Raw genomic sequence first — 23,948 nt, 5'->3', positions numbered from 1 at the left:
GCAAACCGTCTCACTCAAGCCAGACGAAGCCCGAAAACTCGCTGACACATTGCACGACCGCGTAGACCGCATCGATCTAAAGAGCCGACAGCACAAAGGAAAGTAGATATGCCAACCAACAGAATCACCGACGATCAAAAGGCCCGCGTCGAAAAACTACGCAAGGACGGCTGGACACTTAGGGAAATCTCGCACGAAACCGGCGTAAGCGTGGCCACGTGCTCCCGGCACTTGAACCGTCAGGGCATCGTGGGAGACACCAGCCGCACCGTAGAAGCCGCGCGCGCAAGGTTTGAAGCCGCGCAAACAGCCCGCTACGACTTAATCTGTGACTTATTCGACGATCTGGAGAACCTACGGCCCAGGCTAAACGAGCCGTACCACGAATGGGTCAACAGCCCCGAGGGACCAGTCAAAGTAACCCTGCCCGAGCCGCCACTAAGCGAATGCGCCCGGATCACGGAGGTCATGCGTAAAACTGTTGCCGAAATCAGCCGACTAGAAGCCGAATTCCTAGCAAACAACGAACTGGACAGTGCCCGCAGTTTCCTACAGAACTTGCAGAGCAGCCTTGAAGCCGCCGTGGCACTCGCGGGACCAGACAACGACCCTCTTAACTATGACAGCGACTACGACGTAAATACCGACCCCGAGCAGTAGCAGGCACAAAAAAGGGGCCACAGGCAAACGCCAGCGGCCCCTACAGCAAGCGCGGGCTACACGAACGCGCTGCCGTTCAACTGCAACGGTTCAGGCGCGCCGGGTACGTCTGCGAGCACTGCACGGTCTCCGTCCCAGCGGTACGCGGAACGAAGTGTGTACTGTTCGCACAGCCGCGTCAGTTCGGCAAGACCGAGCGTCCCGGCCACGCGCCGGGCAAACGCGCGGGGATCGGTAGCAGACGGGGCAACGCCCGAGTGGTCCAGTAGGTCCACGGCCAAATCGACAACGCGGTAAGCGCTCGAAGCGTTACCCGTGAGCCGTTCAACCGTCGCGCGCAGCCCAGAGACGAGTGCAACCCAAGCGGCGTGCGTTAGGCCGGTGGAATCAGTTAGAGCGTCAGCGGGGACATACTCACCGCCTTCCAGTTCGCTCGGTGCGGGCAACGTCACGTAATCGGCGGCGGCATCGGTCCGGTACGCGGGAAGAACACCGTCGAGCACCACACCATCGGGCAGGTGGCCCAGCATGAATTCAGCGGACACCACGCGGTTATCGGCCCCTACAAGCCGGTACACGTCGCGGGACAGCCGGTCCATGTCGTACTTGGTGGCGTATACACCCCGGCGCGCCATTGCCTGCGAAAACAGGTCTAGAAAAGCCGGATCGGTAGCGGACGCAAAGCGAAGTTCAGCCATTACAAAATCTCCTCAAGTTCGTTGTCTGCCACGGTGAGCGGCGCTAGCCCGTCAAGGTCGCCTTCCGTGCCGAGTACGCGCGCGCGGGCATCGGACAGCAATTCGTTGCCCAAAATGAACCACTTCGCGCCGACACGCAGAGCCGGAAGCTCGCCGTCGCGGCACAAGCGTTGGATCGTACGTGGGTGCGAATCAGTCGCCGCCGCGAACTCCTTCACCGGAATCAATTCCCCCAGCGCGGGTAACTCTGCCACGTTAAACAACCTCCAAAGTCACCGTGACGAAATACTTACATGTGTAACCCTATCGCAGATATGAACGAATCGGAATAGACGCGCACAAAATCGCGTCTAGCGCTTAGCGGCTATGGAACTGCAACGTTCCGCCCCCTCCTACGCGCGCGCAAGGCTGGCCTGCATTGCGGGGCCTTCCGTTGCGGCGTTAGCGGTTGAGACTGCGGTTCACTTGGGCCATGAGGTCCGTAGTGCGTTCGGGCCTGGCCTTCATGTAGACGTTCAGGATCGTTTGCACGTCCTCCTGGCCGAGTAGCGCGCCTATCTCCTTTAGGTGCGCGCCCTGTTCGGCCAAGCGGGTAATAAGCCAGTTTCGCCCACAGTGCGGGTCTATCGCTGTTGTTACGCCCGCTTCTGTTTCTGCCTTGTTGAGCAGGCTTCGAAACGTCGTATCCATGAGCGGCTGGCCTTTGCCGTTCGGGGTGTAGAGCACTAGCGGTTTGTCGCTTACCTTGTTGCGGCTTGCCTTGTCCGCGTTGGGCGGCGCGAGCACGGGAACGGGCGTGGCCTTGGCTGGTAAGTGCTTTGCGTTGTGGTTGAGGAATAGCGGCACGTCGGTAGCCATGATGGGCACCGTTCGATAACCCGCCTTCGTCTTGGGCGGCTGTACCAGCATGTACGTAGGTTTACCGTCGGCGGCGGCGATGCGCTGCGCGTTCTGTTCAACCTGCACGGTGACTTTCGGCATGTACGGCACAGGTGTTGGTTCAACGACGACGTGGCGGGCTTCTATCGCTAGGGCTTCTCCAAGGCGTAACCCGTGCCGGAGCACGAGGGAGGTTAGAGCCTTGTATCGCGCGGGCATTGCTTCGATAATCGCGGCAATTTCGGCATCGCTAGGCAGGTACTTCTCTGCGGTAGCCACGGGCTTTCCTGCTTCGGGAATGTCTACCGGGCTTATCGGGATCATCTTGCGGCGTACGGCTTCGGCGCACGCGGCTTTGAGCCGTACGTACGCCTGGCGGTTAATCGTCCTGGCATCGGGGTAATTGCGTTGTAGAGCGTCCCACCAGCGGTACACGTCGGACGTTTCCAGCTCGGCTAGGGGAGTGTCTTTCAACCGGGTTACGTCCTGGTCCCCGTCGCCGGGCGCAATCGGGTCCGTGATGCGTACCCGCGTAACCCGTCGATAGTTCTGCGCGGTCGAAGGCTTAAGCGGTTGTGTGCGCTGTTCCAGCATGTCGTGGTACTGGTCCATCCACTCCCCCACGGTGACAGATGCGCGCTTCTTTTCGTCGCGACGTGCGGCGGGTGGTTTCCATGCTTCTAGGTCGATTAGTCGCTTCTCGGCGGATAGCCAGCCTGCGGCATCTGTTCTGGAAGCGAATGAATGTCCTGGCGTGTGGCGCTTGCCGTCGGGGCCGGTGTACTCGCAGTAGTACCTTTTGCCCTTCTTGGTTAGTTTGCCGAAATCTCGCCGTGTTCTGCGGGCCATTGCATTCCCCTTACGTTCCCTTAGTGGGGTCAATTCGTGTCCGAATGTGACCGCTTGGGGCAAGAGGGTATCACCGTTCTAACCAGCGCAAACATGAAGAAACCGCTGGTCTTTGCTGACCAGCGGTTTTGTTCTTTGTGGAGCATAGGAGAATCGAACTCCTGACATCCTGCTTGCAAAGCAGGTGCTCTACCAACTGAGCTAATGCCCCGTGCCCTTTCGGGCTGTGGGCCTAGCAAGAATCGAACTTGCGACCTCATCGTTATCAGCGATGCGCTCTAACCGACTGAGCTATAGGCCCTGGGAACGAATAGGAATATTACAGAGCACTGCTATAACCGCCAAATCGCCAGGTTGTTGCGTGTTTTTATGCTTATCGTCTAGCTGCTTGTGCATTGCTACTAGACGACCCGCCTGCACCCTCCACATATCCCCAGGTGATGTTGGCGATGGTTTTCAGTATCAGCGTGATCGTCTGGTTCGCCGGAACGGGAGCTAGACGATCAGGGCACAACAACCGCACTCCAACGACACCTCAACGACACCCTCGCGGAACGGGGGTAATTTGCGGGGGTAGGAGGCCTGCACAAATTGGTGAACAATCCGCCCAACCTGGCCTTTTCGCCACTCAGCAGCGCCCCAAGACGGCGCCAAAACCTGTTTTTATACGAGCGTGACAGGCAAAACTCCTGGTGAGGGCCAGATCCCAAGTTGTATACCCATCCGTATGCAAATCAATGCATAGTATGCTGCTCCTCCGGATTGTTGAACGAACCGAACCGGAGCGCAAAAGATCGTTCAACAACCCAACGCGACAGCCCTAAAATCAGCTCGGATTGATGAACAATCCGCACGATAAACGGGGTGAAAACGTTGAACAATCCAAAATAAACGTTGAACAATCCGGCCTCGAAAGGGCCGAAAATTCGGCGGGTTTACCAGCGCATACTTGGTGCATAAACTCGAGGGCAGCAAAGGAAATGCGGTGTTTACCGCAAACACCGCAGATAAGTAAGGAGCAGGAAAATGCGCGCAGCACTTCGTACCGGTCTCGCAGCAGCCCTCGCCGCCACCGTCGCCTTCGGTGGAGTTGTTCCGGCTAAGGCTGCAGAGCCTGCTGACGTTGTCGTCGATAATCAAGCAATCTCCGCGGAGCTCATCGACTCCGACGGCGACGGCATCCCCGACATCTGGGAGCGCAACGGCGTTGTCCTCGAGGACGGCACCGTGCTTAACCTGCCTGCTTACGGTGCGGACCCGAGCCGCCCGGACCTGTTCCTCCAGCTCAACTGGATGGAGTCCGAGTACAAGACCCTCGGCTGCGACGTCGAGCCCTCCGAGGCTTGTGCCAACGCCAACACCAGGGAATACGGCGTGAAGGCCGAGTCCCTGCAGGAGATGGTTGATCTTTTCGACGACCACGGCATCAACCTCCACGTCGACGCCGGCGAAACCTTCAACAACATCCCCGGCTACGAGGCTCGCGGCGGTGAGACCCTGAAGTACGTCAAGAACTACTTCGAGAACGAAAGCCAGGGTTCGAAGCTGCTGAACAACATCGACGAGATGCTCGGTGAGCGCCAGAACATCTTCCGCATCGGTGTTATCGGCGACCAGATCGACGCCTACAACCTGTCGTCCGGCGCCTCGCTGGTCAACGACACCTCGTTCTTCGTGGCTAACCACCGCTTCATGAACTCGGAAGAGATGCTGCGCAACACCATCCTGCACGAGCTAGGCCACACCCTCGGCCTGCGCCACCAGGGTGCGCACGCGGTGGTCAAGGACATCCAGGGCATGCGTCTGGATACCTCGGCCTACAAGTCGGTGATGAACTACGACTACCAGTTCGACTACTTCAACTACTCGGAGAAGCCGTACCTGCTCGACACCCCGTTCGGTGTGCGCGAGGTTCCGGCGGACTGGGAAGCACTGGCCATCAACGCTTGGCGCATCGGTGCCCGCGGTGTTGCCTCGGCTCCGTCGCAGGAAGGTGCAGTTAACGACCCGGCTCCGAAGGAGCAGCCGGAGAAGGAGAAGCCGGCAGAGCAGCCAGCACCTGAGGCCGAGAAGCCCGCTGAGAACCAGCCGGAAAAGCCCGCCGAGAAGCCAGCCGAGCACGAGCAGCAGGCTGAGCAGAAGGACAAGCCGGCTCCGGTTGTTGAGAAGGACGTCAACGTCGCGGCGATCGTCGCCCCGATCGTGGCAATCCTGGCCTTGATCGGCATCGGCTTCGCGGTGATGAACATGATGCCGGGCCTGGGGTTCTAACCCAGCGCAGGCCAGTACAAGTTAGTGAAGCGTCCTGGATTTAGTTCCTAGCTTTGCTAAGGAAGGATTGGTCACTACATCCAGATGGTATTCCGTCGAATTCAAGGAAAGGCGGTCGATCAAATCGTTGAGATAGTCCGTGTTGAATCTTGCTCGTTGCAACACACTAATGAAGAAGTCGGGGTACTGCTTGGCGTATCCCATCACGCGTTGCGCTCGTGGTTCCGCGAATTGGTTGTGCTTCGCGGCCAGGCGACATCCTCGGGTGGGGAATCTATCTAAGAAGAACTCAAGCGGCCATGCCGACAAATCCGTGAGTTGAAACGAGCCAACAAGATTGTGAAATCTGCTTCGGTTTTTCGCGACGAAACTCGACCGACCCACCGCCAGATGATCTCTTATAGAGAACTCTCGTCCATTAGAAACCCCTGACCCCAAGGCCTCCCACGAGTACCTTTGAAGTCTTGCGTCGGACCCTTGCGGGGCCAGTGACTGCCCCAGAGTTACCCGCCCATCTCGATTGCCGCTCAATCAGCTCCAGTCTGTTTTTATCGAATACACAGTCTAAACTCATACATTAACGTTATATGTTAAATCAATAAGAATAGCGCAGCATCAGTTGCGGGGCTGGACAGCATTTAGAAAATTTTATACCGGATGACTTTTCATCCCACGGTTTGTTCACCTCCGTCCGAGAAAGGGAATTATGCCGCAAACACAGAAGAAACTACTTTCCGGCTTTACTGCGGCGGTGATTGCATTGACAGCCACCACCGCAATCGGAACTGCTAACGCGGATACGCCCGCAGCCGATGAGTCTGTACAAAGCGCCATCGAAAAAACGAAGATTGAGCAAAATGCTGATCTTTCCTCGACTGAGGAAGTCACCTTCGAGCCATCTATTTCCAATTACTCTGCAGATGGACTCACCGCAGCTCCTGGAGCAAGTGGAGCATACGTAGGTATCAACGTAAACGGTAGTGGACTTCATGTAGATACTGTCTACGTGAATTACTTTTCTGGGGCTGAGCTTGAAAACTCCACAGTAGAAGACATGGAGCTTGCCTGGTACGAAGGCGGCCAGCGACGCACAGAAACTACCGGCCCTGATAGTGGATGGGTGCGTGCTACTCGTAAGTGGGATTTTAACCGCAGCATTGACGCTGGCCCTATGTGTGGACGCGTCAAGGTTGAAGGAAAGTGGAGTAACTACGCCTGCGTAGAAATCAAACCTTAGGAAACCGCAAAAAGGGCGAGGAGCTAATGACGTCCTCGCCCTTTTTGCAATCTTTTCTACATCCTGCCCTTTTGCTTATCGACATCAGTGCGCAAATCCGTTTTATCCACCGATCGGTACCCGTTGGCGAAACCCCGCAGAATTTTGACTACCCACCAAATCACGGTAACTACGATGAAAACAAGGATCGCATAGACGAGAAACTCCTGCATCGAGAAATTAATTGTCGGCCTCCTATCAGATACAGCAATTACAAAAACTCACCGCAATAGTAAGGCGGACGGTTATCTGACGCACGGTTGTGAAATTATTCGTATCCAATCCGTTATGTAGCAATCTGTACAAAACCGGGGACAGTTCACAAGCCAGCACAGAAAAGACTTAACGCGCCCCGGGAGGTACGACCCGGGGCGCGTTTTGGTGTCGTCGATAAGCGCTATTTTGCCCTGTTAGACATGGTGTAGCGCACACCACCGACGAGGTCCGCGACGGCGTTGTACATGATCGCGGTCAGTGGCGCCATGATGGACATGAACACCACACCGGCCAGGCCGAACAGGGCCGCGGCCATCATGGCGAGTTTCATGTCCACCACTTGGTCGCCGCCCACGCCGCCGATGAGCGAGTTGATGGACTCGACCACCCCGGCGCGGTCCAGCGCGAGGTACACCAGCACTGCGGCGAGCATCCAGGCGATGAACCCGAACAAGGCAAGCAGCGTCGCAACCTTAAAGACGGATCCGGCGCTGACGTTCCGGATTGTCACTTTGCGAGCGGCCATGGGCTACTCCTTCGCATCGTCGAGGGTCTTCTGGCCGGTTGCCACGGCAGTGGCTTCCTCTTCGCCCTCGTCTTCGACGTTGCGGTCGATGGCGAGCAGCTCGACACCGTCGTTGAGGTCCACGAGGCGCACGCCCATGGTTGCGCGTGACGACGGGCGGATCTGGTTGACCTCAGTACGGATCACGCCACCCGCGGAGGTGATGGCGAAGATCTGGTCCTCCTCGGTCACGGCCAGGGCGCCGATGAGCTTGCCGCGCTTCGGGGTGTACTTGAAGGTCATCACACCCATGCCGCCGCGGCCCTGGGTGTTGTACTCCTCGATGGCGGTGCGCTTGCCGTAGCCGCCGGAGGTGGCCACGAGCAGGAACTGGCCGTCTTGGACGACGGTCATGGCGAGCAGTTGGTCGTCGCCACGGAAGCGCATGCCCTTCACGCCGGCGGTTGCGCGGCCCATCGGGCGCAGCTGCTCGTCGTCGGCGGAGAAGCGGATCGCCTGGCCCTGTTCGGAGACGAGCAGGATGTCGTCGTCCTCACCAACGAGGGACGCGCCGATGAGGGCGTCGCCTTCGTTGAGGTTCAGGGCGATCAGGCCGGAGGAACGTGCGGATTCGTAGTCGGTCAGGCGCGACTTCTTCACACGACCATCGCGGGTGGCCAGGACCAGGTAGGGGGCGTCCTCGTAGGACTGGATCTGGATGACCTGGGCGATCTTCTCTTCCGGCTGGAACTCCAGCAGGTTAGCCACGTGCTGGCCGCGGGCCGTGCGGCCTGCTTCCGGCAGTTCGTAGGCCTTGAGGCGGTAGACGCGGCCGAAGTTGGTGAAGAACAGGATCCAGTCGTGGGTGGAGCAGATGAAGAAGTTCTTCACCACGTCGTCCTGCTTCAGCTCAGCGCCACGTACGCCCTTGCCGCCGCGCTTCTGGGACTTGTAGGCGTCGACCTTGGTGCGCTTGGCGTAGCCCGTGGAGGTGATTGTGACCACGACGTTCTCGCGGGCGATGAGGTCCTCTTCGGTCACGTCGCCGGTTGCGGCAACGATCTGGGTGCGGCGCTCGTCGCCATACTTATCGACGATCTCACCCAGCTCCTCGCCAACAATCTGACGCTGACGCTCCGGCTTGGCCAAGATGTCCTTGTAGTCCGCGATTTGTTCCTCGATGGCGGCAAGGTCGTCGACAATCTTCTGACGCTCCAGCGCTGCCAGGCGGCGCAGCTGCATGGCCAGGATTTCGTTGGCCTGGATCTCGTCGACATCGAGAAGCTTCATCAGGCCCTGGCGGGCGTCGTCGACAGTCGGCGAGTTGCGGATCAGGGCAATGACCTCATCCAACGCATCCAACGCCTTGACCAAACCACGCAGGATGTGGGCGCGCTTCTCGGCCTCGTCCAGGCGGTACTGGGTACGGCGGACGATGACTTCGATCTGGTGCTTGACGTAGTAACGCAGCATCTGATCCAGGCGCAGGGTGCGCGGCACACCGTCGACGATGGACAGCATGTTGGCGGAGAAGTTCGTCTCCAGCTGGGAGTGCTTGTACAGGTTGTTCAGCACCACACGCGGCACAGCGTCGCGCTTGAGGGTGACCACGATGCGCATGCCCACACGGTCGGAGGACTCGTCCTCGATCTTGGAGATGCCCACCATCTTGCCGTTGGTGACCTGCTCCGCAATATTATGGATGAAGTTATCCGGGTTGACCTGGTACGGCAGCTCGGTGATCGTGATGACCTGGCGGTTGCCAATCTCCTCGATCTCCGTCACGCCGCGCATGCGGATGGAGCCGCGGCCGGTGGTGTAGGCGTCCTTAATACCCTGATCACCCACGATGAGGCCGGCGGTTGGGAAGTCCGGGCCCTTCACGCGCTCCATGACGGCGTCGAGCGTGGTCTGCTCGTCCGCGTCGTGGTTGTCCAGGATCCACTGGATCGCGGCCGCCAGCTCGTTGAGGTTGTGCGGCGGGATGTTGGTGGCCATACCGACGGCGATACCGTTCGAGCCGTTCATCAGCAGGTTCGGCACACGCGATGGCAGCACGTCCGGCTCGCGGGTCTTGCCGTCGTAGTTCGGGGAGAACTCCACGGCGTCCTCGCGGATGTCGCGGACCATCTCCATCGCCAGCGGCGTCATCTTGCACTCGGTGTAACGCATGGCCGCGGGGCCGTCATTACCAGGGGAACCGAAGTTACCCTGGCCGTCCACCAGCGGATAGCGCATCGCCCAAGGCTGAGCCATGCGCACCAGCGTGTAGTAAATGGCGATGTCGCCGTGCGGGTGGAAGTTACCCATCGTGTCAGCGACAGGCTTGGCACTCTTCACGTACGAACGTTCGGGGCGGTACCCGTGGTCGTACATCGCGTAAATGATGCGGCGGTGCACCGGCTTCATGCCATCGCGAACATCCGGGAGCGCACGGCCGACGATCACGCTCATCGCGTAATCGATGTAGCTCGTCTGCATCTCCTCATTGATGTCGATTGGTTGAATGCGGTCGCTGCCGCTTGAGGTCTCGTCAGCCATGTTTATGGAGTTTACCGGGCTTCTGTGGCTTTTTCCGCCACGACCATGGAGCGCCGTGGTATCAAAGTGGTATGGCTATGACGCTCCGGTTGACCGCAGACGAAGACAAAGCGCTCGTTTTACTCGCATCCGCATGGGGGTGCTCCAAGCAGGAAGCCGCACGTCGTGCGGTGGTCTCCTCCGCAACGCGTTTGCTTGACGACGCCACCGTCACCGACCTCGCACGCTCCCTCATCCCCGGCTACACCGCCATGGAATCGCGCATCCGGCAGGCACGCTCGTGATGGGCTTGAGTGCAGAGCAGTTGCTGGCCATCGCCGACGAGTACTGCGACTTCCACGGCTGCCACATCACGTCCTTCGGGTTCCTGGCGGCGTGTGCTGCCGTGCCAGGCTCCCGGTTCCACGGCGTGCCGGTCTTCGACTCGGTGGACGCCGCAGCCGAGGCCTTGTCCTCTTCTATTACTGCGCTCGCTCCGCTGTCGTCTGGCAACGAGGGCTTCGCCGTGGTCGCCGCGGAAGTGTATCGGCGCTGGGCGGGATAAACGGGATAAATCCGAAAACTCGCATTACAGGTGTCTAGGGGTATAGTCGAAAAGTTCTTATAACTTATTGGAGGCAGCCATGAAGTTCAGTCGCACCGCAATTGCGGTCGCCACCACCGCCGCGTTGTTGGGCGGCGGTGTTGCCCTGCCCCACTCCCCCGCAACCGCCGCCACCTCTCAAGCCTTCCTGTCCGGACTCACGTGGCCGGTCAAGCAGGTTACGCCCGGCGGTACCGTGGAGATCGCCCCGCAGGGCTCCATCCCCAGCAACGTGCGCTTCGAGGGTTCCGACGACTACCTGGGCTACCGGTTCAGCACCAACCCACGCACCGGCGTGGTCACCATGCACGTCGCCGAAGACGTGATCCCGAACCAGCGCACCCAGTTCATGATCACCGGCAGCGACGGCGTGCGCGCACGCAGTTTCCCCATCATGATCCACGTCGTCGACACCATCGGCGAGATGGCAAAGAAGTATCCCCTGTCGTACTACCCAGCGTTCACCGTCGAAGACAGCTCCGATGCGGTGCTCTCCGTAGCGCAACTGCAGGGTGACTTCCCCGAAGGCACCCGATTCGAAGTCACCGCTCCCGACCATTTCAAGGTCACCGCAGCCGCCAACGGCGATCTGTCTGTCACGCAGCTCGATCCGGTCAAGCCAGGCTCCAAGAGCGCAGCCAGCGTGAAGGTGGTGTACCCCGACGGCTCGTTCCGCAACGTGCGTGCAGATATCTACGCCTACTCCAAGAAGTCCAGCGAGTCCCTTGGCAGCGGTGCGTCTATCGAGGACTTCTTCAACAACATCTACGACAACGCCTTCACCCCGAAGTGGCACGACAAGACAATGAGCGGCAGCGAGCAAGCCTCCACCGCGTTGGCGGACGCCCTGCCCGAAGGCACCACCTTCAAGGCACGACCCGATCTCAACCCGAGCATCTTCCGCTTTATTGATGTCGATGTTGACGAGGCCAGCGGGGTTGTCGTCGTCAAGCCAAAGCGCCCACTGACAGCACCCTGGACCTTCCAAATCCCAGTCGAGGTCACCACCCCGGACAACCTCGTCGGCATCGGATGGGCAACCTTCACCGTCACCGAAGACGGCAAGTGGAACTCCGAAACCTTCACCGTGAAATACCCCGCCGCGAGCGCCACCACCACGGAAATCGCCACATCCAAACCGGTCGGCGACTTCCCCAAAGGCACCACGTTTGAGATCAACCAAACGCCCCCGGCCGGCTGGCAGGTGAAGATCGACCGCCACACCGGCGAAATCAACCTGACCCCGCCGCAGCGCACCAGGGCCGGCACCACCGTGACCATGCCGGTAACCGCTCGCTTCCCCGACGGGTCGCGCACGTACCTTGAGACCAACTTCACCTTCACCAAACCCGAGGTGGAACAGGCATCCGTGACCACCGTGCGCTACCCCACCGCAAGACTCCTTCCCGGGGAAAGCGTGACCGTGAAGCCAAACAACTGGCCGGACGGCGCCGTAGTGAGCATCACTAACTTGGTCGTCCGTGACCTCACGTTTACGGCCGACACCTCCACGGGTGCCATCACCATCACAGCAGGTAAGAACGCGGACGTTGCGCAAATTGCGGCGAATGTGGTGGTGACCTACAAGGACGGCTCGCAAAACACGGCCCGCCTGCCAATCGCCATCCGCAGCAACACCACGACCGCAACGCAGCCTTCTGATGCGCCTGGTCCTGGTTCGCCCGCACCTGCGCCTGCGCCGAAGCCGGGGACGCCGTCCACCGCCAATCCGGCACCCGCTCCTGCGCCTGCACCGACTCCTGGCGGTACGGACAAGGAGGGGTCCAGCACCGGCGGCATCATCGCCATTGTGCTCGGCGTCCTGGCCCTGCTCGGAGCCGCAGGGTTCGCAGTGACACAGATGGGTTCATTGCCCTTCTAACGGTCCCGAGCGCTTAACATGTCTGCCATGAAGAAAACCGCCACCGCCGCCACTGCGATTGCCGTGGCCGCTGCCGTCGTCACCACGGTCGCACCAGCTCACGCCGAACCCGCCGTCACACAGCTCTCCACCACGAGCTCCGGTGGTTCCTCCAAGCCGGACTACCGTCCGGACTACGACAAGGACCTCGACGTGCCAGAAAAGCGCCCACTTGAGGGCTCCTACACCGGCTCGGCTCCGATCTCGTTGACCATCGCGTTGGTGACCACGCTGGTTGCCATCCAGGCCATCGTCGATTTCGTGCCGCCAGTGCGCCAAGCTGTCGACGACGTAGCCAAGCAGTTCAACCTCACCCACGTCGTGGGCTCCTCCGAGAGCAACCGAATCTTCCCGGCACAGTTCATTACGTCCCAGGTCACGCAGGCGATTGACCAATTCCAGAAAAATCCTCCGTCGTTTAAGTAACGCCCCGCAACCGCGTATGTTACGGTTGTGAACTGTTGTGGTTGCAGTGACTTATGGGGCTGCGGAGGAAGAACTGCAACCAAATAGACCGCGTCCAGTCCTGGACGCGGTCTTGTCGTTTACCTCCGGTTCTAGCCCCAGTAATAGAAGTTGTACTGACTCAGGTACTCAAGCACAGGGCCGATTGCGGCAGCACCGATTTGGGTAGCATTCACCTTCGGTCCGAAGGACAGGACACCTGCGGCGTAGCGGCCATTCGGCCCCTCAACCCACACTGGGCCGCCGGAATCGCCGTGGTCCGAAATGTTTCGGAACCGGAACACCAGCGGACTTGGAGTATCGATGTAGTAGCCACACGACAAGCCGCTGCGCCAACCTAGACGGCAAAGCTTCGGCTCAGTCCTATCGATTGCCGGCAAACCAGCAACACCCTGCACACGGCCAACACCTGGAACGGTCGGGTCAATCTGCACGTTGGGGTTATCAAGGAAAATGACTGCGAAATCAGCATCGACCCCAATCCGATTCGGCATGCCGGTCGAAGAGATAAACCGACCCGCATACATGAGCTGGTTGTTGGGAAGCATCACAAATGCACGGTCCCCTGTCACACCGCAGTGACCGGCGGTCAGGTTGAACACACGGTTAGTGTTCTGCTGGCGCAGCATCCACCCAAAACTGCATTCGCCTTTAGGACGACCCGCCTGGTCAAACACCGTATATTTGGCACCCGGCGCCACCTTGCCCAGATTGACAAGCCGTTCGAAGCCCTGGGACTGGCGGTACACCTCGGTGTTGCGCATACCAGCGGTTACACGCGGTGCAGGCTTCTGCGGCTGCTGCGAAGGCCGAGGCTGCGGCGCAGGGTTGGGCCTCTCCCTGTCCGGTTGCGTAATGTTCTGCTGCCCTGGGTTTTCTGAACTTAACTCCCCCGATGACAATCCGCCGATGAATCCGAGAACCGTCAGAATCGCGATGACCATACCTGCGATCTCAGGAAGCCGAGAAGCGATGTCTTTAAAATCAGGCATAACGTTTCCTGTCAATAAGTGCCGAAGATACTGAATACTATATCCCTGCTCCCTGACAGCTGCTTGTTTTCCTGCAAACACGAATCGTGTCGTACGGCAAGTACACTGCCCACTATGAGTGATCTATCCAAGCTTCTCGACGCCTCCACCCGTTCCAAGCTCGTCGAGGACCTGACCCAACTGACGGAAACCACCGTGGCCAACCAGTCCGGCCTGACCGGCATGGCCCTCAAGTCCGCCATCGCTGCAGGTAAGAAGGCTGATGCAGACGCCGTGAGCAAGGGACTGAACAAGTTCCTGCCGGACCTCGTCGAGTCGCTGAACCCGCACTGGAACGCCTTCAAGGCAAGCGGCCAGCAAGACTTCGGTGGGTTCCTCGCCGCGAACGAGGACTCCGTGATCGATTCCGTCCTCAAGGCTGGCGATACCGCCATCGAATCCATGCCCAGCGCGCTGAAGAAGGTCTACTCCACGCTGCGCGGCAAGGCGAAGAAGATTGTGAGTCCGGCGTTGCCGGACCTGGGGCGTGTCGTCGAAAAGTACGCGTAGCGCAAAGCACCCGCAGCACCTCACAACCACCAACGCCCCGGCACTTCCACCAAGGGAAGTGCCGGGGCGTTGCTGTACGCGCCTACAGCCTAGACGTCGAGGAAGCGGACGTCCTTCGCGCGGCGGGTGATGAAGCTGCGGCGTGCCGCGACGTCGTCGCCCATCAGGATGGAGAACAACTCGTCGGCGCGCTGCGCGTCCTCGAGCTCCACGCGGCGCAGGATGCGGGTCTCCGGGTCCAGGGTAGTCTCCCACAGCTCCTTGGCGTTCATCTCGCCCAGACCCTTGTAACGCTGGATGCCGTCATCGGTGTTGATCTTGCGGCCGGCCTCCAGGCCCTCCGCCAGCAGCTCGTCGCGCTCGCGGTCGGAGAAGGCGTAGCCCGGCTCGCCCTTGCCCCACTTGAGCTTGTACAACGGCGGGTTAGCCAGGTACACGTGGCCGTTCTCCACCAGTTCCGGCATGAAGCGGAATAGCAAGGTCAGCAGCAGGGTGGCGATGTGCTGGCCGTCCACGTCAGCATCGGCCATGAGCACGATCTTGTGGTAGCGCAGTTTCGCAATGTCGAACTCTTCGTGGATACCCGTGCCCAGGGCGGTGATGATGGCCTGGACCTCGGCGTTCTTGAGCACGCGGTCCATGCGGGCCTTCTCCACGTTCAGGATCTTGCCTCGCAGCGGCAGGATCGCCTGGTACTTGGAGTCGCGGCCGCCCTTTGCGGAACCGCCTGCGGAGTCACCCTCCACGATGAACAGTTCGGACTTTGCAGGGTCCTTCGAACGGCAGTCCGCCAGCTTGCCCGGCAGGCCACCCAGGTCCGTCGCAGACTTACGACGAACCAGGTCACGCGCCTTACGCGCCGCCTGACGAGCCTGCGAGGACGCCACCGCCTTGTTCACGATGACCTTCGCCTCAGCCGGGTTCGCGTCGAACCAATCGGACAGGTTCTCGTTGATAGCGCGCTGGACAAAGCCCTTGACTTCAGTGTTGCCCAGCTTCGTCTTCGTCTGGCCCTCGAACTGCGGGTCAGCCACGCGTACGGAGACGACAGCGGCGAGGCCTTCACGGCAGTCGTCGCCAGTAAGATTCGGCTCCTTGTCCTTGAGCAGCTTGTGCTCGCGGGCGTAGCGGTTCATCAACGTGGTCAGCGCGGCACGGAAACCTTCCTCGTGCGTACCGCCCTCATGCGTGTTGATGGTGTTGGCAAAGGTGTGGACAGACTCCTTAAACGAGCTGTTCCACTGCATCGCCACCTCAGCCTCGAGGCCGTCACCCTTCTGGTCGAAACCGACGATGGTCGGGTGGATGGCGGTCTTCGACTTGTTCAGGTAGTTGACGTAGTCAATCAGGCCGTCTGGGTAGTGGTAGACAACCTTCTTCTCGCGCTTCTTCTTGACGTCCGGTGCAACCTCATCGCCAGCCTCAACCGGGTTTCCGTCGCCGTCCTTATCAACCTCGGACGCATCGACGGTCTCGGTGGAATCGTCGAACGAGTCGCCGCCGATCAGCGCAGCGGTGTCGCCCTCTTCGGCGATCGCCTCGAGCTCAAGTTCCTCGTCAGTGACGCGCTGGTCCGTCAGCGTGATCGTCAGACCCTTGTTCAGGAACGCCATTTCCTGCAGGCGGCGTGCGATGGTGTCGTAATTGAACTCGACCGTCTCAAAAATCTCCGGGTCCGGCCAAAAACGAATCGCCGTACCAGTACCGCGGGCATTACCGCCCTCTTCCAACTCATCCGGCACGGCCATGTTGAAGCGCTGGTACCAGTGCCTACCGTCACGCTTAATATCCGCCTCAACGCGAGTGGACAGCGCGTTCACCACGGAAATACCCACACCGTGCAGGCCACCGGAAACCGCGTAGGACTCCGAGTCGAACTTGCCGCCGGCGTGCAGCTGGGTCATAACCACCTGGACAGTCGGGGCGCCGGACGGGTGCATCTCCACCGGAATACCACGACCATTATCGACGACCTCAACGCCGCCATCTGCCAACAACGTCACATCGACCTGGTCGGCGTAGCCCGCCATCGCCTCGTCGACAGAGTTGTCCACGACCTCCCACACCAAGTGGTGCAGACCGCGCACACCGGTGGAACCGATGTACATGCCTGGGCGCTTACGCACCGCCTCGAGGCCCTCGAGGATAGTAATCGACGACGCGTCGTAATGGGGTTGCTGTTCAGCCACTGCGGGACGCTCCTCCATGCGTGAAATATGGGCCATAGGCCCGTTGAACTCGTTTCATCTTACACGCCGAGGGGGACATAACGGGCACCCGTCCAACCCGCGAGCGGGCGTTTCACGCCCCAATTTCACGTTTTCGGGTTTTAAAGGACAGTCAATCCGTCAAGGAAATCTTGTTGCTGGGCGATCACAGAACGAAAGCGGTTGTTTTGTCGGATAACCTCCGCAACGTCCTCGTCGATATAGCTCGCGATACTAACGAGGTTATCCGCATCACTATTAAAGTTGTGCCGTCCGAGAAGATGTTCATGATGAGCGATCCGGTTCCGTAACTTGGCAAACTGGTTTAATTCGTTCCTCAGCTGGGAACGCTTGCCTTGATAGTTCGGAAAAGCCTCAACCAAACACGGCTCCCATAGCGTCTGTTCGTAGTTGAGATAGCCGCGCCCTGGACCCGAGTCTCCGTTATTCAACAAGCTAAGCCACATTCCTAGAGAAACTTTTCCTACAAAATAGTCCCCCGAAATAGCAGAACTGGGACGCTTCCGTTTAATCTCACTCAGTTTCTGTTCAAATGCACGGTAGTCTTTTCGCGTCAGAAGGATGTACTTGCTCTTGAGCTGATTCCCTTCTTCGGAAGACGATATGGAGTCTTCTCCATTCATCACTAACGTATGCCAACCGTCTTCGTGGTCTATATCGAAGTAGTCGCACAGTTCGTCGTTCATAGCGTTGCGGACGAGAACCTCCACCAGCGCCACTGCGGGCCAAAAAGACCCCGCGATTTGTGAGTCCCAGAAATACAGTCGACTTGCAGCCCGGTTAATTCTTTCAGAAAGTTCGAGGTGTTGTTCCGCCCTTGGTAAGCGATCAACTGGCGCTTCCTGTCCATTCTTTCCTGGCGTTAAAACATAATCCCGAAACGTTGACATTCTCGGCGAAGAAGCGATGAGATTCATATTCAGATCGCTGAAATTCATTTCCACCCCCAGAAATTTCAAATGCCCCGAGCGTCCTGAAAACTCAGAACCTTCGCCGTTACTGGCTCAATCTGCGGGGCTTACATGGAAAACAATAAGCGACACTTTTCCCCAACGCAAGCTCTAACTGCGTGAGGGTATTGACATTCAAATCAGTAACCCCGGTGATGTGCTGATGCAGGGATCGCTCCGGGGCTTTCGGGGGAAACAATACCACCGTAATCCCTACCCATACGTATCCCGCGGGCCGCGGCCTTTGACGTGCAGCGGCCCGTAGCGCCAACTTTTCGTCTTCGGTCCGTAGATGTGCAGTTTGGTCACCACGTCCGGCCCGACTTTCTCGGCGATGGCGCGCAGCACTTCGCGCTGCATGTACTTCATCTGGGTCGCCCACGCGGTGGAATCACAACTCACGTGCACTTCGTCGCCCTTGATCATCTCCACGTGCGTGTGCTGTGCGATCTTCTCCCCGACCAGGTCCTCCCAGTGCCCCATCACCCAGCCATGCGCCATCTTTTCGGTCCAGTCGCGTTTGCGCACTTCTTTGCCCAGCAGGTTGGCAAAAGAGGAGACTTTGTAACTCCTCGGCAGCGCGCGTCCGTCCAGGCCGGTGGGAATCCCCCGAACATCTGCTTGTCGACGACCCCCTTCCGGCAAGTCCAACCCCGGCACCGTGATGGTGCGGTGGTCGTCGACAAGCGTTGGTGTGTTGCGCCTTGGAATCACACTTGTGCCCTGCCGGGAGAGGTCCGGCAGGCGGCCGCCGCGTTTGCGGGCGGTGGCGCGCAGGTTGTCGAAGGTGGTTTTAATGAGATCGCTCAATCGAACTCACCCCATCCTCCATGGTCACGGCGTAGCGGGCGGTGACGGCGTCGTCGAGGTTGTCGGGCAGATCGTCGCCAACCGCGGCGGTGATCAGGACCTGCTCGGTCTCTTCCGCCACGTGAACGAGGCGCTCGCGGCGTTTGGCGTCGAGTTCGGCGAAGACGTCGTCGAGAATCAGCACCGGATCCTTGCCGTCGCTGGACAACAATTGGTATTCGGCCAGGTGCAGTGACAACGCATACGACCAGGTCTCCCCGTGCGAGGCGTAACCTTTCGCAGGGTTGTCGCCGAGCATGAGCGCCAGGTCGTCGCGGTGCGGGCCGACCAGCGTGATGCCCCGGTCGATCTCCTCCTTGCGGCGCCGCCCCAACTCCGTGAGCATCGCCGCCTCAAACACCGCAGGGTCCCGCGAGGGCCCGCCGGCGAGCTCCGTGACAGCTTTGTCCAGCGTAGAGCGGTATTCCACCGACGCCGGCCGCGATTCCGGCGCCACCGAGTGGTACGCCTCCGCGATCAGGGGCCCAAGCGTATCGACGAGCCCATGCCGCCCCGCCACCACCTGCGCCCCAAAATGTGCAAGCTGGCCGTCCCACACGTCGAGGGTGCTCAAGGCGCTGGCGCCGTCGTCGTCACCATAGCCCCTGCGAAGCGCCATGTTTGAGTGCTTGAGCAGTGCGTTTCGTTGGCGCAGCACCCGCTCATAATCCGCGCGGGCCCCGCCAAGACGCGGCGTGCGCAGCGCCGCCAGGTCGTCCAGGAAGCGACGCCGCTCCGCCGGCTCACCATTGATCAGCCGCAGGTCCTCCGGCGAAAACATCACCGTGCTCAACACGCCCAGGATCTCCCGGGCGGACTTCAACTTCGTGCGGTTGATCTGCGCCTGGTTCGCCCCATGTGGCTTGATCAGCAGGTGTGTTGTGAGTTCCCGGCTGTCGTTGACCGTGGTGACCGAGACGCGCGCGTTCGGTTTGTTGCTGGCTACGAGGGGTGCGTCCGTCGATACGCGATGGCTCGACAACGTGGACGTGTAATGCACAGCCTCCACAATGTTGGTCTTGCCATGGCCGTTGCGGCCGGCGATCACCGTCACCCCCGGCTCGAGCTTGAGATTCAACTCGGGCCACGAGCGGAAATCACGCAGATCAAGCTCGCGGACGTGCATACAGGCCGCCCGCGACTAACCCGGCAGGCGAACCGGCATCAGCAGGTACGTGAAGTACGTATCCGGGGTGGGGAACGTGCCGTTCTCGTCCGCCTCCGGCAGCTCCTCCGGCTCCGGGATCATGATCGCCGGACGCGACGGCTCCGTGAAGCCGAACACCACGCGGTTCGTGCCAATCACCGACAGGCCCTCGCGCAGGTAGCCGGCGTTGAAGGCGATGAGCAGTTCGTCGGCACCGGTGAAGGCGGCGTCGATGGTCTCCTCAGCCGCACCGGAATCCGCACCGGAGGAAAACAGCGTGACCTGGCCTTCCTTGAAGTGCAGACGCAGCTGCGCGTTGCGGTCCGCGACCAGGCTGACACGACGGATCGACTCCATCAGCGGCGCAACCTCAACCGACGCGATCGACGTGTGCTCCTTCGGCAACAACGGCTCCACATTCGGGAACTCCGCATCCAACATGCGAGTTGTGGTTTCGCGGTTGCCGGTGTGCAGGCCAAACAGGCCCTCGCCGCCAATGTTGTCCTCGGAACCGACAGCGATCTCCACCGGCTCGTCGATACTCGTGTCCAGCGTACGAGCGTTATCCAGCAGCGTCTTCGCCGGAACCAGCAGATCCGCCTTCACGTTCGCGCTCGCTGGCTCCCACGTCAGGTGACGCTGCGCCAGACGGAAACGGTCCGTGGCGGTAAGGGTGACATTCTCGCCGTCGATCTCCACGTGAATACCCGTGAGCATCGGCAGCGTGTCATCACGACCTGCCGCCGCCGCGACCTGCGTGACCGCACCCGTCAGCGACGCCGGCGAAATGCGACCCGTGACCTGCGGCAAGTGAGGCAACTGCGGGTAATCATCCAAGGACATAATCGGCAGCTCGAAGCGCGCCGCGGCACCCTGCAGCACCAGCTTCTGACCATCCGTGGTCACCTCAACCGGCTTGTTCGGCATGTTCGCCACAATGTCCGCCAGGAGCTTGCCCGCCACAGCGACGCGACCAGGGTTAGACACCTCCGCGCCGATACGCACACGGGTGGACACCTCGTAGTCAAAGCCCGCGAATTCCAAACCATTGTCATCCGCAGTGATCACCACCGCGCGAAGCACCGGCTGCGTGTTCTTCGTCGGCAAACTGCGCGCAACCCACGCCGCGGCGTCAGAAAGGTCGTCCCGTTCGACGCGGAACGACACGTTGTTGTCACCGTTGATGTCAACCATGGCGGCGCAGACTCCTTGCACGTGGGTAGGGGCCGGATGTAATTACGCAACCACTCTAGGCGGGCACCCCGACACACGCCATTTCCGGGTGCCAGTTTTGTCATTCGCTCTTTGCCTCTCGACGCCTATCGACGAAGCCCCGGCGAGTTCTGCACACCCTCTCTTTCTCTTAGAAGAATTACAAGTAAATAGGTAGGAACAACAGTAAGTCCTGGGGAATCTGTGGATTACACCTTATCTGCGCCGGTCATCTCGGCGATCCGTCTTGTGATTCAGGGTGTGGATAACTTGTGGATAACTGCCCTTGCTTGTGGATAGATTTCTGTGCTTTTTGGAATTACACATTTTGTCCCGAGCTATCCACGGTTTGTCCACATTTCGCTCCCCAGCCGGTCAGCGGCCTTTTGTGACCAAAATCGCCTAATTACAACGGTGTAATTACACAGGTGTGGATAGGTCTGTGGATAGATCTAGGTTGGGTGGGGTTTGGCGTGGTTTTGGTGTGTTGTTGAGGCTCCCTGGCTGACACATTCCGCCAGAATCTGTCAGCCGTCGGCATCGCTGCTGGTCAGAAATGAACCCTGACAAATTTTGTGAAGTTTGTCAGGAAACGCCGTGCGGGAGGCGCGACAACCACAAAAAAGGGAGCCCACCGGAGTGGACTCCCCTATTAACTCAACCGCCTACCGCGCGCGGGCCCGGTTCTTCACCAGTTGCGTGAGCTCCTGGATCTCGTCGTAGGTGCCACGGTTTTCTGTCATTTCCTTGCGGATCTTGCGGTCGGCGTACATGACGGTGGTGTGGTCTTTGCCGCCGAACTCGTCGCCGATCTTGGGCAGTGACAGGTCGGTGAGTTCGCGGCAGAGGTACATGGCGATCTGGCGGGCGTGCGCCACCTGACGGGTTTTACCTGCGCCGACGAGCTGCTCCATGGTGACTTCGAAGTATTCCGCGGCGGCTTCTTTGATGGTGGCGGCGTTGATGTTCACGTCGCCTTCGTCGGGAAGAATGTCGCGCAGTGCTACCTGAGCAACTTCCATGGTGATTGGCTCGTTGATCAGCGAAGAGTAGGCGGAGACGCGGATTAACGCGCCTTCGAGTTCGCGGATCGACGACTCAAACTGCGAAGCGATGAGTTCGAGCACGGCGTGGTCGACTTGGGTGCCGTCGGCGGCAGCCTTCTTCATCAGAATGGCGATGCGGGTTTCTAGGTCTGGTGGCTGAACGTCGGTGATCAGGCCACCTTCGAAGCGCGTACGCAGACGGTCTTCCAGCGTGGTCAGTTGCTTCGGCGGGCGGTCGGACGACAGGATGATCTGCTTGTTTGCCTGGTGTAGCGCGTTGAAGGTGTGGAAGAACTCTTCCTGGGTGCCTTCCTTGCCTTCGAGGAATTGGATGTCGTCGACCATCAAAATGTCCAGGTTGCGGTAGCGCCGCTTGAAGGATTCTTGGCGGTCGTCGCGCACGGAGTTGATGTAGTCGTTGGTGAATTCCTCGGACGACACATATTTAATACGCAGCCCTGGCTGTAGGACGCGCGCGTAGTTGCCGGCGGCGTGCAGCAGGTGGGTTTTGCCGAGGCCGGAGCCGCCCCAGATGAAGAGGGGGTTGTAGGCCTTGGCGGGGTTTTCGGCGACGGCGACGGCGGCGCCGTTGGCGAAGCGGTTTGAGGAGCCGATGACGAAGTTTTCAAAGGTGTATTTCGGGTTGAGGCTGGCTTCGCGGTCGGGGTCGTGAGCTGGCTTTTCGCGCGGGATGCGGCGGTCCACGGTGGGATGAGCAGCTGCTTCTCGACGACGCCCCTCAACCTGAGCGGCATGCATCCGCGCCAGCTCGTCGAGGCCCATTGGGATTTGTTCGCCGGCGGCGGGTTGTTCTGCTTCGTACTCCCCCGCCACGGTTTGGGATTGGCCCCAGGAGTGCTGCTGGACCGGCGGCGTGGGCGGCTGCACCGGTTCGGGTTCGGGTTGTGGTTCAGGCTCGGGCTCGGGTGCGGCGACGGAAACGGCCAGGTTGTAGGGCAGTCCGGTGTGGGAGGTCAGCAGCGCTGTGATGTGCGGGGAAAGGGAGTCTTCGACCACGTTTTTGGCGGCTTGGTGTGGTGCGGAGAGGAGGGCGTAGCCGTCGACAAGCACGACTGGCTTCATGAGCCGCAGGTAGGCGCGCTGCTGCGGGGTGAGTGTGGGGACCGTGGACGAGGGTTGCTCGGAGAGTCTGAGGAGTTCGTCGACGATGCCACGCCAAAGATCCTCGAGGTGTTGATCCGCCAAGGTCCGCTCCAGTCTGTCAATTTCCTGTAATTCCAAATTCACCGCTTGATCCACAAGCGCTGAGGATGATCGGCTTGGCTCTCACCTGCCGATCCACAATGTTATCCACAGGTGTGGACAGCTTCGCATTCGGGAGTTGTCCACAGGTGCATTTTCCTCTGTGGATAACTGTGTGAATTACAGAAACCTGACCTGCCCTGCGGAAATGACCGCCGAACCGGGAAAGTCTCAACCATTACTTCACAGTTATCCACAGGGCTGTGCATGAACAGCCTGTGTGATTGTGGTGTTGAAACATTGTTACCCCGCCCGACCTCGCAGTGTCTAACGTTTTGTCATTCACCAAACTGTGGACAACTTCTGTTGTCGAACATGTGTCCCCATACTCACAGCTGCTCCGCAGGAAACTTCGGCGATTAGTTTCCCGACCTGCGAAAAAACACAAGCTTGTAATTACGGGGGCACCCGTTCGGGCCAGATGAGAAACCCGGAGTGTTGATTTGGCCGCGGCCGCAAATCTCGCGTAGTCTTATCCCCGTCTTCACGCCAGTTACCCCTGGCGTGCTTCACGAGAGCACCGCCCCCGCCGGGCACCGGGCCGCTTACCAAGGCGAGCCGGCGAAGGCGCTGCACGCGACTGCGCACCGATCCACTGGTGCCGAACCGCAATCTCGACGCACTCGTTTCAACTTTGGAACGGCTACTACCCCGGGAGGCTTTCACGAGCCGTCGGCCGTTCATGACCGCACAAGGAGTCCACCGTGTCTAAGCGGACTTTCCAGCCGAATAACCGTCGCCGCGCACGCAAGCACGGCTTCCGCGCTCGTATGCAGACCCGCGCCGGCCGCGCAATCGTTTCCGCGCGCCGCAAGAAGGGCCGCGCGAACCTTTCCGCGTAGTCTTAC

General features: G+C 59.8%; 21 protein-coding genes, 2 tRNA genes and 1 pseudogene. 10 read left to right on the top strand and 14 right to left on the bottom strand.

The window, feature by feature from the left end; all coding sequences use genetic code 11:
- Window positions 1-108: 108 nt before the first annotated feature.
- On the top strand, window positions 109-660 hold the full coding sequence (locus HMPREF3145_RS03800) for a helix-turn-helix domain-containing protein (protein ID WP_070421930.1): 552 nt from the start codon (window positions 109-111) through the stop codon (window positions 658-660).
- Window positions 661-716: 56 nt separating this feature from the next.
- Here HMPREF3145_RS03800 and HMPREF3145_RS03795 read toward each other — a convergent pair whose 3' ends face one another.
- From HMPREF3145_RS03795 to HMPREF3145_RS03775, 5 genes are all read right to left on the bottom strand, one after another.
- Window positions 717-1,358, bottom strand: a complete 642-nt coding sequence (locus tag HMPREF3145_RS03795) for a hypothetical protein (RefSeq protein WP_070421929.1) — start codon at window positions 1,356-1,358, stop codon at window positions 717-719.
- Window positions 1,358-1,612, bottom strand: a complete 255-nt coding sequence (locus HMPREF3145_RS03790; protein ID WP_070421928.1) for a helix-turn-helix domain-containing protein — start codon at window positions 1,610-1,612, stop codon at window positions 1,358-1,360. The genes HMPREF3145_RS03795 and HMPREF3145_RS03790 overlap by 1 nt, the downstream gene beginning before the upstream one ends.
- A 187-nt stretch (window positions 1,613-1,799) precedes the next feature.
- Window positions 1,800-3,086 carry a tyrosine-type recombinase/integrase gene (locus HMPREF3145_RS03785; RefSeq protein ID WP_070421927.1) on the bottom strand — a complete coding sequence of 429 codons (1,287 nt, stop codon included), beginning with the start codon at window positions 3,084-3,086 and terminating at the stop codon, window positions 1,800-1,802.
- Between the two features lie 138 nt (window positions 3,087-3,224).
- Window positions 3,225-3,297: transfer RNA gene (locus tag HMPREF3145_RS03780), tRNA-Ala, on the bottom strand.
- Between the two features lie 16 nt (window positions 3,298-3,313).
- Window positions 3,314-3,387 (bottom strand) — tRNA-Ile (locus HMPREF3145_RS03775).
- Between the two features lie 725 nt (window positions 3,388-4,112).
- Between HMPREF3145_RS03775 and HMPREF3145_RS11940 the strand changes: the two genes are divergently transcribed.
- The 3 genes and pseudogenes from HMPREF3145_RS11940 (at window position 4,113) to HMPREF3145_RS11635 (ending at window position 6,594) form a co-directional block, all read left to right on the top strand.
- Window positions 4,113-5,357 carry a hypothetical protein gene (locus tag HMPREF3145_RS11940; RefSeq protein ID WP_070421926.1) on the top strand — a complete coding sequence of 415 codons (1,245 nt, stop codon included), beginning with the start codon at window positions 4,113-4,115 and terminating at the stop codon, window positions 5,355-5,357.
- Window positions 5,358-5,424: 67 nt separating this feature from the next.
- Window positions 5,425-5,759: pseudogene (locus tag HMPREF3145_RS12000) on the top strand (IS3 family transposase); the annotation flags it as partial.
- 304 nt (window positions 5,760-6,063) lie between these two features.
- Window positions 6,064-6,594 carry a hypothetical protein gene (locus HMPREF3145_RS11635; protein WP_070613788.1) on the top strand — a complete coding sequence of 177 codons (531 nt, stop codon included), beginning with the start codon at window positions 6,064-6,066 and terminating at the stop codon, window positions 6,592-6,594.
- A gap of 436 nt (window positions 6,595-7,030) precedes the next feature.
- On the opposite strand, the gene HMPREF3145_RS03765 is transcribed toward HMPREF3145_RS11635, so the two are convergent.
- Window positions 7,031-7,375 carry a DUF3566 domain-containing protein gene (locus HMPREF3145_RS03765; RefSeq protein WP_070421925.1) on the bottom strand — a complete coding sequence of 115 codons (345 nt, stop codon included), beginning with the start codon at window positions 7,373-7,375 and terminating at the stop codon, window positions 7,031-7,033.
- Window positions 7,376-7,378: 3 nt separating this feature from the next.
- The gene (gyrA, locus tag HMPREF3145_RS03760; RefSeq protein ID WP_070421924.1) at window positions 7,379-9,895 is read right to left on the bottom strand and encodes a DNA gyrase subunit A; all 2,517 of its coding nucleotides are present in this window, start codon (window positions 9,893-9,895) and stop codon (window positions 7,379-7,381) included.
- Between the two features lie 71 nt (window positions 9,896-9,966).
- On the opposite strand from gyrA, the gene HMPREF3145_RS03755 reads away from it, so the two are divergent.
- From HMPREF3145_RS03755 to HMPREF3145_RS03740, 4 genes are all read left to right on the top strand, one after another.
- Complete coding sequence (locus tag HMPREF3145_RS03755) at window positions 9,967-10,179, top strand: CopG family transcriptional regulator (RefSeq protein ID WP_070421923.1); 213 nt, start codon at window positions 9,967-9,969, stop codon at window positions 10,177-10,179.
- Window positions 10,179-10,439 (top strand): TetR family transcriptional regulator, encoded by a 261-nt coding sequence (locus tag HMPREF3145_RS03750; RefSeq protein ID WP_209273004.1) that lies wholly within the window; start codon window positions 10,179-10,181, stop codon window positions 10,437-10,439. The genes HMPREF3145_RS03755 and HMPREF3145_RS03750 overlap by 1 nt, the downstream gene beginning before the upstream one ends.
- A gap of 79 nt (window positions 10,440-10,518) precedes the next feature.
- On the top strand, window positions 10,519-12,360 hold the full coding sequence (locus tag HMPREF3145_RS03745; RefSeq protein WP_070421921.1) for a Rib/alpha-like domain-containing protein: 1,842 nt from the start codon (window positions 10,519-10,521) through the stop codon (window positions 12,358-12,360).
- A 27-nt stretch (window positions 12,361-12,387) separates the two neighbouring features.
- The gene (locus HMPREF3145_RS03740) at window positions 12,388-12,825 is read left to right on the top strand and encodes a hypothetical protein (RefSeq protein ID WP_141740800.1); all 438 of its coding nucleotides are present in this window, start codon (window positions 12,388-12,390) and stop codon (window positions 12,823-12,825) included.
- A 131-nt stretch (window positions 12,826-12,956) separates the two neighbouring features.
- On the opposite strand, the gene HMPREF3145_RS03735 is transcribed toward HMPREF3145_RS03740, so the two are convergent.
- Window positions 12,957-13,856 (bottom strand): chymotrypsin family serine protease, encoded by a 900-nt coding sequence (locus HMPREF3145_RS03735; RefSeq protein WP_141740799.1) that lies wholly within the window; start codon window positions 13,854-13,856, stop codon window positions 12,957-12,959.
- A 114-nt stretch (window positions 13,857-13,970) separates the two neighbouring features.
- On the opposite strand from HMPREF3145_RS03735, the gene HMPREF3145_RS03730 reads away from it, so the two are divergent.
- Entirely contained in the window at window positions 13,971-14,405 is a 435-nt protein-coding gene (locus tag HMPREF3145_RS03730) for a DUF6918 family protein (RefSeq protein WP_070421918.1), read from the top strand.
- An 89-nt stretch (window positions 14,406-14,494) separates the two neighbouring features.
- On the opposite strand, the gene gyrB is transcribed toward HMPREF3145_RS03730, so the two are convergent.
- From gyrB to dnaA, 6 genes are all read right to left on the bottom strand, one after another.
- Window positions 14,495-16,630 (bottom strand): DNA topoisomerase (ATP-hydrolyzing) subunit B, encoded by a 2,136-nt coding sequence (gene gyrB, locus HMPREF3145_RS03725; RefSeq protein ID WP_210384143.1) that lies wholly within the window; start codon window positions 16,628-16,630, stop codon window positions 14,495-14,497.
- A gap of 104 nt (window positions 16,631-16,734) precedes the next feature.
- Window positions 16,735-17,577 (bottom strand): Abi family protein, encoded by an 843-nt coding sequence (locus HMPREF3145_RS03720; RefSeq protein WP_141740798.1) that lies wholly within the window; start codon window positions 17,575-17,577, stop codon window positions 16,735-16,737.
- Window positions 17,578-17,796: 219 nt separating this feature from the next.
- On the bottom strand, window positions 17,797-18,393 hold the full coding sequence (locus HMPREF3145_RS03715; protein ID WP_070421916.1) for a DciA family protein: 597 nt from the start codon (window positions 18,391-18,393) through the stop codon (window positions 17,797-17,799).
- Window positions 18,377-19,558 carry a DNA replication/repair protein RecF gene (gene recF, locus HMPREF3145_RS03710; RefSeq protein ID WP_070421915.1) on the bottom strand — a complete coding sequence of 394 codons (1,182 nt, stop codon included), beginning with the start codon at window positions 19,556-19,558 and terminating at the stop codon, window positions 18,377-18,379. Before recF ends, HMPREF3145_RS03715 begins: the two co-directional genes overlap by 17 nt.
- Window positions 19,559-19,573: 15 nt before the next feature.
- A complete protein-coding gene (dnaN, locus tag HMPREF3145_RS03705) occupies window positions 19,574-20,773 on the bottom strand; it encodes a DNA polymerase III subunit beta (protein WP_070421914.1) in 1,200 nt (399 codons plus the stop codon).
- Window positions 20,774-21,456: 683 nt separating this feature from the next.
- A complete protein-coding gene (gene dnaA / locus HMPREF3145_RS03700) occupies window positions 21,457-23,043 on the bottom strand; it encodes a chromosomal replication initiator protein DnaA (RefSeq protein WP_070421913.1) in 1,587 nt (528 codons plus the stop codon).
- Window positions 23,044-23,804: 761 nt separating this feature from the next.
- On the opposite strand from dnaA, the gene rpmH reads away from it, so the two are divergent.
- Window positions 23,805-23,942 carry a 50S ribosomal protein L34 gene (gene rpmH / locus HMPREF3145_RS03695; protein WP_070421912.1) on the top strand — a complete coding sequence of 46 codons (138 nt, stop codon included), beginning with the start codon at window positions 23,805-23,807 and terminating at the stop codon, window positions 23,940-23,942.
- Window positions 23,943-23,948: the final 6 nt, after the last annotated feature.

Origin of the sequence: Corynebacterium sp. HMSC05C01 (assembly GCF_001807155.1) — a bacterium.
GTDB lineage: Bacteria > Actinomycetota > Actinomycetes > Mycobacteriales > Mycobacteriaceae > Corynebacterium > Corynebacterium coyleae.
Note: the sequence above shows the minus strand (reverse complement) of the source record. Positions and strands in the feature narration are given on the sequence as shown.

Bases quoted from the DNA above. Each gene is read 5' to 3' on its own strand.
- HMPREF3145_RS03800 (WP_070421930.1), top strand. From the start codon at position 109: ATGCCAACCAACAGAATCACCGACGATCAAAAGGCCCGCGTCGAAAAA.
- HMPREF3145_RS03795 (WP_070421929.1), bottom strand. From the start codon at position 1,358: ATGGCTGAACTTCGCTTTGCGTCCGCTACCGATCCGGCTTTTCTAGAC.
- HMPREF3145_RS03785 (WP_070421927.1), bottom strand. From the start codon at position 3,086: ATGGCCCGCAGAACACGGCGAGATTTCGGCAAACTAACCAAGAAGGGC.
- HMPREF3145_RS11940 (WP_070421926.1), top strand. From the start codon at position 4,113: ATGCGCGCAGCACTTCGTACCGGTCTCGCAGCAGCCCTCGCCGCCACC.
- HMPREF3145_RS11635 (WP_070613788.1), top strand. From the start codon at position 6,064: ATGCCGCAAACACAGAAGAAACTACTTTCCGGCTTTACTGCGGCGGTG.
- HMPREF3145_RS03765 (WP_070421925.1), bottom strand. From the start codon at position 7,375: ATGGCCGCTCGCAAAGTGACAATCCGGAACGTCAGCGCCGGATCCGTC.
- gyrA (WP_070421924.1), bottom strand. From the start codon at position 9,895: ATGGCTGACGAGACCTCAAGCGGCAGCGACCGCATTCAACCAATCGAC.
- HMPREF3145_RS03755 (WP_070421923.1), top strand. From the start codon at position 9,967: ATGGCTATGACGCTCCGGTTGACCGCAGACGAAGACAAAGCGCTCGTT.
- HMPREF3145_RS03750 (WP_209273004.1), top strand. From the start codon at position 10,179: ATGGGCTTGAGTGCAGAGCAGTTGCTGGCCATCGCCGACGAGTACTGC.
- HMPREF3145_RS03745 (WP_070421921.1), top strand. From the start codon at position 10,519: ATGAAGTTCAGTCGCACCGCAATTGCGGTCGCCACCACCGCCGCGTTG.
- HMPREF3145_RS03740 (WP_141740800.1), top strand. From the start codon at position 12,388: ATGAAGAAAACCGCCACCGCCGCCACTGCGATTGCCGTGGCCGCTGCC.
- HMPREF3145_RS03735 (WP_141740799.1), bottom strand. From the start codon at position 13,856: ATGCCTGATTTTAAAGACATCGCTTCTCGGCTTCCTGAGATCGCAGGT.
- HMPREF3145_RS03730 (WP_070421918.1), top strand. From the start codon at position 13,971: ATGAGTGATCTATCCAAGCTTCTCGACGCCTCCACCCGTTCCAAGCTC.
- gyrB (WP_210384143.1), bottom strand. From the start codon at position 16,630: ATGGCCCATATTTCACGCATGGAGGAGCGTCCCGCAGTGGCTGAACAG.
- recF (WP_070421915.1), bottom strand. From the start codon at position 19,558: ATGCACGTCCGCGAGCTTGATCTGCGTGATTTCCGCTCGTGGCCCGAG.
- dnaN (WP_070421914.1), bottom strand. From the start codon at position 20,773: ATGGTTGACATCAACGGTGACAACAACGTGTCGTTCCGCGTCGAACGG.